The following is a 15,841-nucleotide window of genomic DNA, read 5'->3' on the forward strand; positions in this document are numbered from 1 at the left end:
AATAAAACCAGAATGAGGATTGTAATTTTATAAAATGATTTCAAGTATTGGCGTAAAAATTATGAATATCTATCTTTCTTTTAGTTACGTGCGTATGATGTTTTTGGTTTTATGTAAAAATAGCATAAAAAAAAAAGCTGTTTTATAAAACAGCTTAATTTTTTTACAATAAAGTGTAAGATTTAACCATAAAAATATTATAACTTCATGTAAATATGCTTTATACTGAAGGAATAAAGTGATTTAAATGGTTGAATAAAATATTAAAAGTTTGGACTTAAGTCGTATTTCTTGTAGAATTTATCTAAAACATCAACTACTTCATCCTCAGTGTCAACGATTTTAAACAGGTTTAAATCTTCCGGGCTTACTGTATGCATTTTTTCAACCAAAACGGTTTTTACCCATTCGATCAAACCGGACCAGAATTCTACTCCAACTAAAATAATCGGGAATTTTCCAATTTTTTTGGTCTGAATTAAAGTAATCGCTTCAAACATTTCGTCCAGAGTTCCAAAACCACCCGGCATAACCACAAATCCCTGAGAATATTTTACAAACATTACTTTTCTAACAAAAAAGTAATCAAAATTCAGGTTTTTATCGTGATCGATATACGGATTAAAGTGCTGTTCAAAAGGCAGTTCGATATTCAAACCAACCGAAGTTCCGCCTCCTAAATGCGCGCCTTTATTTCCTGCTTCCATAATTCCGGGACCACCGCCTGTAATAACACCGTAACCGGCTTTACTGATTTTAAAAGCAATTTTTTCGGCCAGTAAATAGTATTTATCGTCCGGTTTTGTTCTAGCCGATCCAAATATAGAAACACAAGGACCAATACGTCCCATGCTTTCATAACCATTTACAAACTCAGACATAATTTTAAAAATCGCCCAGCTGTCATTGGTTCTTATTTCGTTCCAGGTTTTTTGTTTTAAGCTGTCCTGGATTACTTTATCTTCGTCATTATCAAAATCTTCTAATCTCATTTTTGGTATTTTATAAATTTATATTTTTATTTTAAGTATAATTTTTTCAGGAGCTGATCCTGCTGTCCGCTGTATCTTTTGTGTCTCGTTTCAAAACGAGACACAAAAGGATGTCGCTCCCATCAGGGCTGGGACATTCGGTTTCAATTGAACACTTGAATCAACCGAAACGACCTTCTCGAAAATTAAAATTTTGACAAAAAAGGGACACTAAATTAACGCTTTTTTCGACAATTGTTACAGTAATAAAGTTATTAAAATCTAAAAGTAATATTCTTTTTTAGGTTTTTAATTCAGAATCAATTGTTTAAGATGTATAATTTGTCTGAAAAAAAACACAAAAAAAGTTTGATTTATATTGCAGCGGAGAATTTAATTCGTTGGAAGCTGTAGCCTCGTAAAAGAGATCCGTAGTATCAGTCTCATTTAATGCGCTGGGTTTGGTAAAATAATATGGGATGGATTTTAATCCATCCCATATTATTAAATTTTAGAGGTCTCAAATTCGGGTTTAAAACCCTGTAATTTATTGCAGTACTTTCAGTAATGCGAAAAATAGAATCTGACTTTTTAATATTGATAAAAAGTTTTTAAAATTGAGGACCTTTCAGTCTCTCGTCAAACAAACTTCTGCACTTTAAGTGCAGAGTGGTTTATTCCAGCTCTTTTTTCAAAAACTTAGCCGTATAACTTTTTTTGTTTTTTGCTACTTCTTCTGGTGTTCCTTTGGCAACTAACTGACCGCCGCCTTTTCCGCCTTCCGGGCCAATATCGATAATATAATCGGCTAGTTTGATAACGTCCATATTGTGCTCAATAACCAAAATGGTGTTTCCTTTATCGACCAGTTTATTAATAACATCCATTAAAACTCGGATATCTTCAAAATGAAGCCCCGTTGTAGGTTCGTCCAGAATATAGAAAGTATTTCCTGTATCTTTTTTCGATAATTCACCAGCTAATTTAATACGTTGTGCCTCACCTCCGGAAAGAGTAGTACTTTGCTGTCCAAGAGTGATATAACCCAGACCAACATCCTGAATTGTTTTTACTTTTCTGTAAATCTTCGGTATATTTTCAAAAAACGGAACCGCTTCATCAACTGTCATATCCAAAACATCTGAAATTGATTTTCCTTTGTATCTGATTTCTAATGTTTCTCTATTGAAACGTTTTCCCTGGCATGTTTCGCATTCAACGTATACATCCGGCAAAAAGTTCATTTCGATAGTTCTTACACCTGAACCTTCGCAGGTTTCGCAACGTCCGCCTTTTACGTTAAAACTAAAACGTCCGGCTTTATATCCGCGAATCATACTTTCAGAAGTCATAGTAAAGAGGTTTCTGATTTCAGTAAAAACTTCTGTATATGTAGCCGGATTAGAACGCGGTGTTCTTCCAATCGGACTTTGATCGATATCAATAACTTTGTCAATATGTTCTAAACCTTCAATCTTTTTATAAGGCTGTGGTTTTTTTACGCCATTAAAATAATAGGCGTTCAGAATAGGATATAGCGTTTCGTTAATCAAAGTTGATTTCCCGCTTCCCGAAACTCCCGTTACGCAGATTAATTGTCCCAAAGGGATTTCTATTGAAACGTTTTTCAGGTTATTTCCTGTTGCTCCGGTTAGTTTAAGGAACTTTCCGTTTCCTTTACGGCGTTCTTTCGGAATCTCCAGTTTCATTTTTCCATTCAAATATTGAGCGGTAATAGTGTCTGAGGCTAATGTTTCTTTTGGAGTCCCTGTACTGATAATCTGCCCGCCGTATTTTCCGGCTTTCGGACCAATATCTATTACATAATCGGCTGTTTCGATCATGTCTTTGTCATGTTCTACAACAATAACCGAGTTTCCAATATCGCGCAATTGTTCTAGCGATTGAATTAGCTTTTCATTGTCTCTTTGATGTAAACCAATACTTGGTTCATCCAGAATATATAAAACACCAACCAATTGCGAACCAATTTGTGTTGCCAGTCGGATACGCTGTGCTTCGCCTCCTGAAAGTGATTTTGAACTTCGGCTTAAAGCCAGATAATTTAAACCAACATTCATAAGGAAATTCAAACGGTCTTTAATTTCTTTAACCACTTCAGAAGCAATTAAAAGCTGTTTATCTGTTAAATGGTTTTCCAGATCCAGAAACCAGGCTGTTAAATCTGAAATATCCATATCACACAGTTCGGTGATATTTTTTTCATTTACCCTAAAAAACAAAGCTTCTTTTTTTAGGCGCGAACCTTCGCAGACCGGACAGTCGATTTCGTCCATGAAATCTTTTGCCCAGCGTTTAATACTGGTTGTGGCGCTTTCATCATATTGATTTTTGATGAAATTGGAAATTCCTTCAAAATCAATTTTATATTCTCTTGTTACACCAAGATCTTTAGAGTTGATACTGAATTTGTCTTTTCCTCCATAAAGAATCATCTGCATGGCTTCATTCGGAATCTTTTCAATCGAATCAGTAAGTTTAAAACCAAATTTTTCTCCAATTGTTTCCAGCTGTTTGAAAATCCAAGAAGATTTATATTCTCCCAGTGGTGCAAAACCTCCTGCTTTTATGGATAATTTTGGATTCGGAATGATCTTTTTTACATTAATCTCGTGTACAGTTCCAAGTCCGTTGCAATGCGGACAAGCTCCTTTTGGAGAGTTAAATGAAAACAAATTCGGTTCCGGATTTTGATAGGAAATTCCAGTTGTAGGACACATTAAATTTCGGCTGAAATAACGTACTTCATTAGAATCCTGATCCAGAATCATTAAAACATCTTCACCATGATGCATCGCTGTATTGATGCTCTCAGCCAGTCTTTTCTGGTTGTCAGGTGTATCTTCGATCTGCATTCTGTCTACCACAATTTCGATATCGTGTGTTTTATAACGATCCAGTTTCATTCCGGCAGTTAAATCCTGAATCTCTCCGTTTACGCGGACTTTCAGGAAACCTTGCTTGGTAATCTGCTGGAACAATTCGGCATAATGTCCTTTTCTGGCTTTAATAACAGGAGCCAGGATATTAATGCGTTTTCCTTTGTAATCTTCTATAATCAGGTTTTTAATCTGCTCGTCAGAATACGAAACCATTTTTTCCCCTGTATTATAACTGTAGGCATCAGCACCACGAGCGTATAAAAGTCTCAGGAAGTCATATATTTCAGTAATAGTCCCAACGGTCGAACGCGGGCTTTTACTGGTTGTTTTTTGTTCAATTGCGATTACCGGCGAGAGTCCGTCAATTTTATCAACGTCCGGACGTTCTAAACCTCCAAGAAATTGTCTGGCATAGGCCGAAAAAGTTTCAACATAACGGCGTTGCCCCTCGGCATAAATCGTATCAAATGCCAAAGATGATTTTCCTGAGCCTGATAATCCGGTAATTACAACCAGTTTTTCACGCGGAATTGAAATATCAATATTTTTTAGATTATGAACTCTTGCGCCAAGAACTTCAATAGTGTTGTCTTTATCTAGCATAAATTTCAGCAAAAATGCAAAGTTACCACTTTGATTTGTTCTTTTAGTGCTCGATTGCAAAAGTTTATGTTACAAATAGTAACAAAAACGCTGATGTAAAATCAGCGTTTTCTTTTTCGGGTTGCGATATATTCCTCAATGGCTTCTTTGGTTGTAAACCAGTTACGGCCTTCTTTATAAGCATCGATTTTGCCTGTTCTGGCCAGCAGGCTCACATATTCCTGACCATAAGGCGTGTCAGGCTCGCTTACAATATCTGATATTTTTTGATATTCATAATCGCTTCCGGGCATTGCACCCAAATAAATATTAAGCGTTCGTTCTAAGGCCTGGCACATCAGTAACGTGAGTTTTTGATAATTGCCATTATTGGCCTGATTGAGGGCTTCGTAATATTTTTTTCTGTCATTTTTAAGAATGATTGCTGGTGGAAACCCGCATCTCATTAATAATAAATTCATGCTTAACCGAACTGTGCGCCCGTTTCCGTCAAAAAATGGATGAATCCAGACTAGTTTATGGTGATAAATTGTGGCTAATTCTATATCATTTAAATCTAACGGATTTGTATTTATAAAATCAATCAGTTCATCAAGGAAGTCTGAAACTTTATTGGCATTTGGCGGCATAAAATTAGCCCCCGAAATTCGAACTCCTCCATTTCGTATTCTTCCTGCAAAATCTTCTTCTATAGAACGCATCACTAAACCATGAATAGAAAGTATATCGATACTTCGCAGTTTGTAATTGTCGTCTACGATCGAATATAAATAATCGATGGCTTTATCATGATTATGTGTTTCAAAATGTTCACGAAGTGATTTGCCTTTTATGGTAATACCTTCCTGAATAACCATTTGTGTCTCTCTAAGACTTAGTGTATTTCCTTCAATACTGTTAGAATTATAGGTCCATTCGAGAGAAAGGCTTTCTCGTATTTTATTCAATGCGATATTGGGCAGAGGTCTGCTGTTTTGCAGTTCCTGTCTTTTTTGGTACAATCGTTCAAAGGTTGATTGAAATTCTGTTCTGTATGTCAGGTCTATATTCCACATCCAGCAAAGGTATTTCTTAATATCGGATAAATAAAATTTTTAACACATCCGATATTAATTACTCAATTGTCATGGATCGCAGTTTCATTCGATAAGCTTCGAGTGCAATTGATTTTGAAATAAAGCCAAAGTATTTTTCATTACGCAGTACAGGGAGAAAGGCCGATTTTGATTTTTCGAATTTGCTCATTACGATTTCCATGCTGTCAAAAGATGAAATTGTAGCAGCAGGAGTTTTCATGACATCTTTTATCAGTGTATATTTTACGCGGTAGGCATTGAAAATAATTTCGCGAATATCATTAAAATGAACTACACCCAGTAACTCTTTTTCTTCATTTACAACCGCAAATACCACCTGATTAGAATGTGAGATAAGATCTACGAGTTTGCTTAAATTTTCTTCGGGATTTACTGTTAGATAATCACACTGAATAATTGTGTCAATGTCTAAAGTTGATAAAATATTTGAATCTTTATTGCTGGTAAAAGCATGACCTTTTTTGGCCAGATTTTTTACATCAAGCGAATATTTTTCATATCGTTTTGAAATCGCAAAGCTGATAGAAGAAACAATCATAAGCGGAATCATCAAACCATACCCTCCGGTAATTTCTGCAATAAGGAATATCGCGGTGAGCGGTGCATGAAATAAACCGCTTAGAATTCCTGCCATTCCTACCATCGTAAAGTTCGTTATAGGAAGATGGGATAAACCCGTTAAGCTGATTAATTTTGAGAAAAAATAACCTAAATACGAGCCTAAAAACAGAGAAGGGGCGAAGTTTCCTCCGTTTCCGCCGCTTCCAAGTGTAAGTCCCGAAGCAAATACTTTTACCATCATCGTAGCGCCAACAAATAAAAGAAGCACCCATTGACTGTTTCTAAAATCGGCAAATAAAGTATTATCTAATAACTGTCCCGGATCATTTTCAGATAAGGTTTTAATACTTTCGTATCCCTCACCAAATAAAGTTGGGAATACAAAAATCAGTAAAGCCAGAAGGGAAGAACCTATTAAAGCTTTTTTATACGGACCAATCTGCTGTTTAGCGAAATAATGCTCTACTTTTTGGAAATTACGAGAATAATATATAGCTGTAAGGCCTGTTAATACTCCTAAAATTACATAAAACGGAATGTTATGATAATCAAAAGCTTCCATTTTTTTAAAGGATAAAAGTATCGTTTCATCCAGAAGAATTGCCGAAACCAAAGCGCCTGTGGCGGCCGAAATCATTATAGGGGTAAAGGCAGAAATGCTCACATCTACCAATAAAACTTCGATAGCAAAAAGAACACCGGCAATAGGAGCGTTAAAAGCAGCGGCAATTCCGGCAGCAACCCCGCATCCAATAAGTAAAGTACGGTCTTTATAGGCTAATTTATAATTTTGGGCATAATTAGAACCAAATGCAGCTCCGGTAATTACAATAGGACTTTCTAGTCCGGCAGAACCTCCCAAACCAACCGTAAGGGAACTTGTTACAATCTGGGCATACATTTGTTTTTTCGGGATGATGCTGGCTTTTTTGGCAACCGCATACAAAATCTGCGAAGTTCCTTTTTCAATGCTTCCGTTTAAAACCCTTTTAACCACAAAAACAGTCAGTACAATTCCTATAATAGGAAGGATACTGTTAATGAAACTCAGTTTTAAAATTCCGTTGATGTATGTAGCAAAAGAAAAAACACTATGGGCAAAAGTTTTTAAGACAATTACTGCAATCGCACACGAAATTCCCACCAGCACACTTGATAAAAATATAAACTGCTTAGGAGTTAGTATAGATTGCGAAAAAGCAATAATACTTTCCAATTTTCGAAAAAGCTTTTTTATCATAATTTTTTCACAAAGTTAGCTGAAACGCAAATTTAGTTGTAAACATTTAAATTCACGTACTTTTTCTGCTAAAAATCTGCTTTCTTTAAAAACCTGCTGCTTTATCATCACCTCTAAAATCGGCACCTCCTTCGAGAGTATTATCAGGAAGGACCAAAATAGCATCTACTTTTCCAATTACCGGAGTTGTTTTTTCGTTAATGATATAACCTTTGGATTTTAGGCCTTCGAGTGTTCTGTTACTAAACGTACTCGGTTCAAAAGTAATAAGATCCGGAAGCCACTGATGATGAAAACGAGGTGCGTTTACAGCATCCTGCATACTTAAATTGTATTCATAAACGTTTAAAATCGTCTGAAGAACAGAGGTAATAATGGTTGATCCTCCCGGAGAACCCACTACCATAAACAATTTTCCGTTTTTCTCTACAATTGTAGGAGTCATTGAACTCAGCATTCTTTTTTGTGGTGCAATGCTGTTGGCTTCGTTTCCAACTAAACCAAACATATTAGGAGAACCCGGTTTGGCACTGAAATCGTCCATTTCATTATTTAAGAAAAAGCCCAGTTCATCAACATAATATTTAGACCCAAAACCATCATTTAAGGTTGTAGTTGCTGCAACAGCGTTTCCAAACGGGTCTACAATAGAATAATGAGTGGTTTCGGTACTTTCGTTATAAGTAATTTTGCCTTCTTTTATTTCGGATGATAAAGAGGCTTTTTCAGGATCGAAGGATGACATTCTTTCTTTTAAATACGAATCAGATAAAAGTCCGTTAATCGGGATTTTCACAAAATCAGGATCACCCAGAAACTGGCTTCTGTCTGCATAAGCTCTTCTTTCAGCTTCAACAATAACCTGAATGGACTGCTCTGAATTGTGCCCCATTTTTGAAAGATAAAAAGGATCGATCATTTTCATGATCTGGGCTAAACAAATTCCTCCGCTGCTTGGTGGCGGCATTGAGGTAATTTTTAATTCCTTATAAGTAAACTGCAATGGCGTTCTCCATTTTGCTTCATAAGCGGCTAAATCTTTCAACGTAATAATAGCGCCTTTTTTCTTTAAATATTCAACCAGAACCTGTGCTGTTTTGCCTTTATAGAATTCATCTTTTCCATTCTTTAAAATTCGTTTTAAAGTATTGGCAAGGGCTGGATATTTAATAGTGTCATTCTCTTTAAATTTCTTCGAAATAAACGCATTGGGACCATTTGCTTTTATAATTGCTTCCGAATAATTTTCGAATTGTTTCTGCTGTTTCTGGGTTACAACAACACCTTTTTCTGCAAGGGCAATTACAGGTTTTAAAATTTCCGACATTGGAAGGGAGCCGAATTTTTTATGAGCAGCAAAAACGCCGGCTATAGTTCCCGGAACTCCAATTGCCAGAGGGCTGTCGGTGCTTTTTCCTTTAATCACATTTCCATCTTTGTCCAGAAACATATTTTTTGTAGCTGCCATTGGTGCTTTTTCACGATAATCTAAACTTCCAACTTCGCCATTGGCTTTTCGGTAGACCATAAAACCGCCTCCGCCCAGATTTCCTGCATACGGATACGCAACTGCGAGTGCCAGCTCTGTTGCCGCCATGGCGTCGAAAGCATTACCGCCCTTTTTCATTATTTCGACACCAATTTTAGATGCTTCTTCACGGGCAGAAACCACCATTGCTTTAGAAGCTGTTAAACCGGTTGGCTGTGCATTCTGCTGTCCAAAACCGTAGATAGATACAAAATAAAATAAGAGGGTAATTTTTTTCATAACAGGATAGTATTGGTTCGATTTATAATGAGAGTAATTTTTGTCTGGATTGCTGCTGTAAATCTTCAAAAAAAATAGTGAATTCATCTTCAAATTCGGTGTAGAATTCTTTGAGTTCTTCACTGGCAAACTGCATTTTCGAAATATTTCTTGATCTTCTGTCCATCTGCGTCAGGATCTGATGGATTCCTTCGACGGTCTGATAACTTAACAGCCAGTTTCTTTCGATCATATACGGCATTAAACCTTGCGTTTTTTCGGTTAAAATAGCATAATTTTCATGCAGCGAATTATAAAAACGGCTGATAAAATTTTCCAGTTTTTCATCTGAATATTTTGTCCAGTTCTTAGCCAGAAAATGATCGTAAACAATATCTACAATAACCCCGGAATAATGATGGTATTTTTCATGAAGACGTTTTGTGCTCTGCCTGAAAATATCATGAGAATCTGTGTAAGTGTCTATAAAACGATGTAACAGAATTCCCTTCTGAACATCTTCAGGAAAATGTTCAAACTGTTTTCCGCGAATGCCATCGGCCATAAAATTGCCAATTTTGATTAAATCATTATCGCCTGAAAGATAGATGTGTGCAAGGAAATTCATTTTTTAAGATGCTGAGATTCTAGGGTTTTGAGTGACTAAGTTTTACGTTATTTTAGTAAAAGTATGAAAACTTTTTTACATCGTTTTGTTATACCAAACAGCTTTTAATTTTAATAGTAACGATTATTTTACAATCTTAGTGTTTAAGCATGCTGGCAGTTTTTTTAAACAAAATAAAAAAAGAGCAGGAACTCAAGAACCTTAGCTTCTTAAGATGCGCTAAATAGAATATTTTAAAAAAACTTAGTACCAGAGAAACTTGGAAGCTTAGGAACTTTTCTATATTTGTAATAAAATAACCATAACTCACGAAGATGACTTTAATAAAATCTATCTCAGGTATTCGAGGAACAATAGGCGGTAAAGTAGGAGATAACCTGACTCCGGTTGATGCGGTAAAATTTGCATCGGCGTATGGAACCTTCCTGAAAAATAATACTTCAAAAGAAAAATTAACCGTTGTAATTGGCCGTGATGCGAGAATTTCGGGACCAATGATTCACAATCTGGTTGTAAATACTTTAATTGGTTTAGGAATTAATGTAATTGATCTTGGGCTTTCGACTACTCCAACAGTAGAAGTTGCTGTTCCGCTTGAAAAAGCTGACGGGGGAATTATCCTTACGGCATCTCACAATCCAAAACAATGGAATGCTTTAAAATTATTAAATGAAAAAGGCGAATTTTTAAGCGGTGCAGATGGAGCTAAGATTCTTGAAATTGCCGAGGCAGAAGCTTTTGATTTTTCTGATGTTGACAATTTAGGAGAAATCACGCTTAATGATGCTTACATGGATATTCATATTGATGAAGTTCTAAATCTTCCATTAGTAGATGTTCAGGCTGTAAAAGACGCTAAGTTAAAAGTAGTAGTAGATGGAGTAAACTCTTCGGGAGGAATTATTATTCCTAAATTATTAAAACAAATGGGCGTAGAAGTGGTTGAATTGTACTGTGAACCAAACGGACATTTCCCTCATAATCCGGAACCTTTAAAAGAGCATTTAACTGATATTTCTGAACTAGTAGTAAAAGAAAAAGCACATTTAGGAATCGTGGTAGATCCTGATGTTGATCGTTTGGCTTTTATCAGCGATGATGGTGAAATGTTTGGTGAAGAATATACTTTGGTTGCCTGTGCCGATTATGTTTTAAGTAAAACTCCGGGGAACACCGTTTCAAATATGTCATCATCCCGCGCTCTTCGCGACGTAACAGTCGGACACAACGGAAATTACGAAGCCAGTGCAGTAGGAGAAGTGAATGTAGTAGAATTAATGAAAAAAAATAATGCTGTTATTGGTGGAGAAGGTAACGGTGGAATTATTTATCCTGAACTGCATTACGGAAGAGACAGTTTGGTAGGAGTGGCTTTGTTTTTAACGCATTTGGCAAACAAAAAAATGTCAGTTTCTGCTTTAAGAGCTTCTTATCCTGAATATTATATGAGCAAAAATAAAATTGAATTGACGCCGCAGATTGATGTTGATGCAATTTTAACTGCCATGACAGATAAATACAAAAACGAAGATATTTCGACAATTGATGGTGTAAAAATTGATTTTGCTTCAGAATGGGTTCATTTAAGAAAATCGAATACAGAACCAATTATCAGAATTTATACTGAAGCACCTTCTCAGGAAGCGGCAGATAAATTGGCACTTCGAATTATTGATGAAATAAAAGTAATTGCCGGAATTTAATTTTCTGAAATATAAAGTAAAAGCCTCTTTTGAAATTTTCAAAAGAGGCTTTTTGTTTGAAGTTAATTTGTAAAAATTGTTTTTAGCACCTGGTGCTATGCACATTAAAACTAGTTCTTAATTATTTTGACTGATTTTTTTATGTTTCCGTAAACGGCATTTACAATATAAACACCTGAAGCCAGTTTGTCTCCAATTTTGATATCTTCATTTGTAAAATAACGATTGGAAGAAAAACATACTTTTCCGTTCATATCTACTATTTTTAAATTGAGCGGTTCTGTAATGGACGATTTTATGTGAAGAGTTGATTGCGCCTGAACCGGATTAGGATAAATCGTAAAAGAATCATCTTCAGTTTCTGGATCATTAATACCTAAGTTAGATGCAGAAATGTCAATATAATTGAAATTCATATTGCTGGTTTTAAACCTGATTTTCAAATACACTTCGCCTTTTGGCATTGAAATTCCGGATACGATTTTATTTGTAAACGACTGAAGACCTCCCGTTGCAGGAAAGCTTTCATCTGTTTTTACAACAGTGTTATTAATCATAATATCAAATTTTCCTTCTGTGTTCAAAGAAGAAATTCTAAAGGTTAAATTATAAGTTCCTTCATTTTCTACATTCAGAATAAATTCGTTCCAGTCGCCTGCATCAATAAGTGAAACATTCTGACCAGTTCCGGAATCTGTAGTATTTTGAAGTCCGGTTCCTTTTCGGCGGTAATGTTTGTTTGCAAGAACCCGGCCCGGAACATTCATTTTTTTTGCGGTGTAACTTTCGTTTATGTATGCTGTTCCTATTGGTTTTAAAACACCTCTTGCAGGACTTAATAACTGACCTTCGAGCATATCCGTCCAGTTAGCAGGAACACGACCAGTAAACCACGAATAGCGGTAAATATCAGGATCGTTCTCAAAACTTTGAAGAATAGCCTGCATAAATGCGATTTTATCTGCTTCACTCTGGATTACCCTGTTAGCAAATTCAGTAACCCATACCGGACGATTGAATTGTTTCAGTAGTCCTGTAACACCTATTACCGAAGGTGCATTACTGTCGTAAGTGTGAAATGCAATATAATCGACTTTGCAGTTAGGACAGAGCTGAAAAAACTGCTTATGCCATAAAACAGGATCGCTGAAACCACCGTAATTATCAGGCCCGTTATAAGCCGGAGAGGCGCTCACTATCTCTAAATTTTTGGCAGCGGCAATCTTTTCAATATTGCCCCAGGCGTTTACCGCTTCCTGTGGGGTTAAGCGTGCGCCATCGTTAAAATTAGGTTCGTTAAAAGCGAGCAGATATTTTGCTCCCGGTTTTATTTTGTCTATAAATGCCTGTACTGCATTATCGTTTACCCTGCCCCAGGCCATAGGGACAAATTCAACACCAAGTGACTGGTAATTGGCATCGGTATCATTTTCCGGTAATGATGCCCAGTTGTACCACCATGAAATTCCGGGTTTTAAGGCCAGTAAATCTGCGGTTGTGTTTTCGCCATAAGCAATTCCTCTTTTTAGACTTTGGGCATTTGTGATCAGCGATAAGAAAACGGCTGATACTGTAAAAAACAGTTTTTTTGTCATAGATAATGTTTTTGTAGGTTTGGGGTAATTTGGTACTCCAAATGTATAGTGTTTCTTTGTTTATTCGCATAAAAAAATCATTACAAAAACACATCAGGAAAGTTAGCTGCGTTTTGATAAAGCAATTTCCTTATTTTTAGGGTTTGGATAAAAAAGAAAAGTCTGAAAAACATTTTGCTTTTCAGACTTTTTTAATTTAGTAGTATGTATTACTCCACCTTATGTTTCCATCGTTTGTGTGTCCATAAATAAAATTCAGGAGCTTCATGAATTTGTTTTTCAACTTCCTTTAAATACTTCTCGGTAATATCAAAGTTTGGAAATTCTTTTGGATCATCTGCAATTGATAAAAACGTAGCTTCGTAATAACCTCTGGCTGTTTTTTTTACTTTTACCATAATAACACTCAAATCGTATTTTTTGGCCAGCATTTCGGCACCTGTATGTACAGGAACTTCGATCCCCATAAATTTCATCGAATGAAAAATTCTGTCCAGTTTTGGAGACTGATCACTTGCTAAACCATACAAGCTTAGTTTTCCATCTCTTTGGTTTTGTGCCATTGTTGGAATTGCTTTTCTGGTTTCGACCATTTCAGTATTATACTTTGAACGTATTTTTCTAATTAGTTTATCAAAATAACGATTGGCTAATCTTTTATAAACAGCAACTCCCTGAAATCCTAATTTTGGATTTATAGTTAAAAGCCACTCATAACTGGCATAATGCGATGCTACCAGAATTACGCTTTTTCCTTTTTTTGCATAATCCTGAACTAATTCAATATTCGTTACATGGAATCTTTTTTCCATTTCTTTCGGAGAAATACTCATTGTTTTAATCATCTCCAAAAACATATCGCACATGTGGTGATAGAATTTTTTTTCGATGACTTTCCTTTCAGCATCACTTAAATGAGGTAAGGTTAGAGCCAGATTTTCACGCACTACTTTTTTGCGATATCCAATAACTCGATATACCAATATATAAACAAAGTCAGAGAATAAATAAAATAAGCGGAATGGAAGTATAGAGATCAGCCATAATAAAGGATAGGCCAGTATATAAACAAGAAACTGCATGAATGTTTTTTTTGCAAATATACGGCAAAAATGACAAATGATCGATATTCTCAATTCTGGCACCGCTTCTATTTTAGAATGATTATATTTACATTTCAAATTAAACTTATTTTATGAACACCATTTTAATTGGGATTATAGTTGCTAATGTTCTTTTTAGTTACAAAGGCTTTAATGATTACGCTTTTTTTAGAAAATATGAGTTTCATGTAGGCAGTATTCGTGCAGGGGAACAAATCAGAATGCTGTCATCAGGCTTTCTTCATGCCGATATTATGCATTTGGCATTTAACATGCTTACACTTTTCTTTTTTGCTCCCACAGTTATAGCTTACCTTGGAGGGCTTTCATTTTTACTGGTTTATATTGGGAGCTTGATTTTTGGAAGTCTTTTAACCATGTTGTTTCATAAAAACGATTACAGTTATCGTGCTGTTGGTGCTTCAGGTGCTGTTACAGGAGTTTTGTATTCTGCAATTTTACTTGAGCCCAATTCAACCATAGGTTTATACTTTGTTATCGATATACCGGCATATCTTTTTGGAATTTTATATTTATTGTATTCAATTTACGGAATGAAAGCCAAAAATGATAACATTGGGCACACGGCGCACTTTGGAGGTGCTGTAGGCGGGTATGTGATTACTTTAATAAAAGATCCGTCATTAATGGTTGACCACAGTTTGATGACGATTCTATTGGCAATCCCGATTTTGATACTTTTTGGGATGGCAAAAGCAGGAAAATTATAATGCTGGCATAACTTTTGAAATGCTCTTTTTAACAATTTAAAATCTAACAAAAATGAAAAAACTAGTATTATTTTTAACAATCATGTTTATGACTATGTCTTACGGCCAGGAAATCAAACAAATACCTCTTATCAATGTTAACGGGGAAGGAAAAGTAAAAGTAGCACCTGATCAGGTTTGTATTTCAGCTACGGTTGAAACAAAAGGGAATAATGCTAAAGACGTCAAAAAACAAAATGACGAAAAAATGGACGCTGTTTTAAAATTCATCAAAAAAATGAATGTACCAACAGCTGATTTTAAAACAAAACAAGTAGCTCTTAATCCGCAGTACGATTATGAGAAAAAGAAAACAAGCTACAATGCCACGCAGACTGTTGAAATCGTATTAAGAGATTTAAACAAGTACGATGAACTGATGGAAGGTTTGGTACAGCAGGGAATCAACCGTATTGATAACGTTTCTTTTGAATCTTCTAAATTAGCACAGCACCAGTCTGAAGCGAGAAAATTAGCTATGAAAGATGCTAAAACAAAAGCAGAAGAATATGTATCTGTTTTAGGACAAAAAGTAGGTAAAGCGTTTACAATCTCTGATAACTCTCAGGTTTACAACCCTAGACCAATGTATGCAGCTATGAAAACAGAAATGATGGACGCATCCGGAGCTTCAAACCAGACACTTGCTATTGGAGAAATTGAAATCACATCAAACGTAAGTGTAAGTTTCGTTTTAGACTAAACGGTTTAGAAATTACAATATTTACAAATCCAAATTCCAATTCAATTGGGATTTGGATTTTTTTTTGGTGTTTTTTACCGCAAATAAGTGCAAAAGGTTTTCTGTTACTTCGTTGAGATGATACCATTGCGGATAAACTTTGTGTCTTATAATTACTTTCGGGGAAAACCCAGAAAACGCTTTACAGACATTTAACACATAACACTTGCTGTAACAG

11 protein-coding genes are annotated in these 15,841 nt (G+C 35.6%); 3 read left to right on the plus strand and 8 right to left on the minus strand.

Going from position 1 to position 15,841, the window contains the following annotated elements; genetic code table 11:
- Positions 1 to 263: 263 nt before the first annotated feature.
- The 6 genes from OZP11_RS22620 to OZP11_RS22645 form a co-directional block, all read right to left on the minus strand.
- On the minus strand, positions 264 to 992 hold the full coding sequence (locus tag OZP11_RS22620; protein WP_253792500.1) for an LOG family protein: 729 nt from the start codon (positions 990 to 992) through the stop codon (positions 264 to 266).
- A gap of 653 nt (positions 993 to 1,645) precedes the next feature.
- Positions 1,646 to 4,477, minus strand: a complete 2,832-nt coding sequence (gene uvrA, locus OZP11_RS22625) for an excinuclease ABC subunit UvrA (protein WP_281232748.1) — start codon at positions 4,475 to 4,477, stop codon at positions 1,646 to 1,648.
- Between the two features lie 101 nt (positions 4,478 to 4,578).
- Entirely contained in the window at positions 4,579 to 5,532 is a 954-nt protein-coding gene (locus OZP11_RS22630) for a Fic family protein (protein WP_281232749.1), read from the minus strand.
- A 58-nt stretch (positions 5,533 to 5,590) separates the two neighbouring features.
- Positions 5,591 to 7,375: a chloride channel protein gene (locus OZP11_RS22635; protein ID WP_281232750.1), complete on the minus strand. Its 1,785-nt coding sequence runs from the start codon at positions 7,373 to 7,375 to the stop codon at positions 5,591 to 5,593.
- Between the two features lie 85 nt (positions 7,376 to 7,460).
- Entirely contained in the window at positions 7,461 to 9,143 is a 1,683-nt protein-coding gene (gene ggt / locus OZP11_RS22640) for a gamma-glutamyltransferase (protein ID WP_281232751.1), read from the minus strand.
- A 22-nt stretch (positions 9,144 to 9,165) separates the two neighbouring features.
- The gene (locus tag OZP11_RS22645; protein WP_281232752.1) at positions 9,166 to 9,750 is read right to left on the minus strand and encodes an acyl carrier protein phosphodiesterase; all 585 of its coding nucleotides are present in this window, start codon (positions 9,748 to 9,750) and stop codon (positions 9,166 to 9,168) included.
- 314 nt (positions 9,751 to 10,064) lie between these two features.
- Here OZP11_RS22645 and glmM point away from each other — a divergent pair, with 314 nt between their 5' ends.
- Positions 10,065 to 11,453, plus strand: a complete 1,389-nt coding sequence (glmM, locus tag OZP11_RS22650) for a phosphoglucosamine mutase (RefSeq protein WP_281232753.1) — start codon at positions 10,065 to 10,067, stop codon at positions 11,451 to 11,453.
- A gap of 110 nt (positions 11,454 to 11,563) precedes the next feature.
- Here glmM and OZP11_RS22655 read toward each other — a convergent pair whose 3' ends face one another.
- Together OZP11_RS22655 and OZP11_RS22660 are read right to left on the minus strand one after the other, a co-directional pair.
- Positions 11,564 to 13,048, minus strand: coding sequence for a glycosyl hydrolase (locus OZP11_RS22655; protein WP_281232754.1), 1,485 nt, complete (start codon positions 13,046 to 13,048; stop codon positions 11,564 to 11,566).
- A 209-nt stretch (positions 13,049 to 13,257) separates the two neighbouring features.
- The gene (locus OZP11_RS22660; protein WP_281232755.1) at positions 13,258 to 14,130 is read right to left on the minus strand and encodes a lysophospholipid acyltransferase family protein; all 873 of its coding nucleotides are present in this window, start codon (positions 14,128 to 14,130) and stop codon (positions 13,258 to 13,260) included.
- Positions 14,131 to 14,243: 113 nt separating this feature from the next.
- On the opposite strand from OZP11_RS22660, the gene OZP11_RS22665 reads away from it, so the two are divergent.
- Both OZP11_RS22665 and OZP11_RS22670 read left to right on the plus strand, forming a co-directional pair.
- The gene (locus tag OZP11_RS22665) at positions 14,244 to 14,882 is read left to right on the plus strand and encodes a rhomboid family intramembrane serine protease (RefSeq protein WP_281232756.1); all 639 of its coding nucleotides are present in this window, start codon (positions 14,244 to 14,246) and stop codon (positions 14,880 to 14,882) included.
- 52 nt (positions 14,883 to 14,934) lie between these two features.
- Complete coding sequence (locus OZP11_RS22670) at positions 14,935 to 15,624, plus strand: SIMPL domain-containing protein (protein ID WP_281232757.1); 690 nt, start codon at positions 14,935 to 14,937, stop codon at positions 15,622 to 15,624.
- Positions 15,625 to 15,841 lie beyond the last annotated feature (217 nt).

Source organism: Flavobacterium gelatinilyticum (assembly GCF_027111295.1).
In the GTDB taxonomy this organism is placed as follows: domain Bacteria; phylum Bacteroidota; class Bacteroidia; order Flavobacteriales; family Flavobacteriaceae; genus Flavobacterium; species Flavobacterium gelatinilyticum.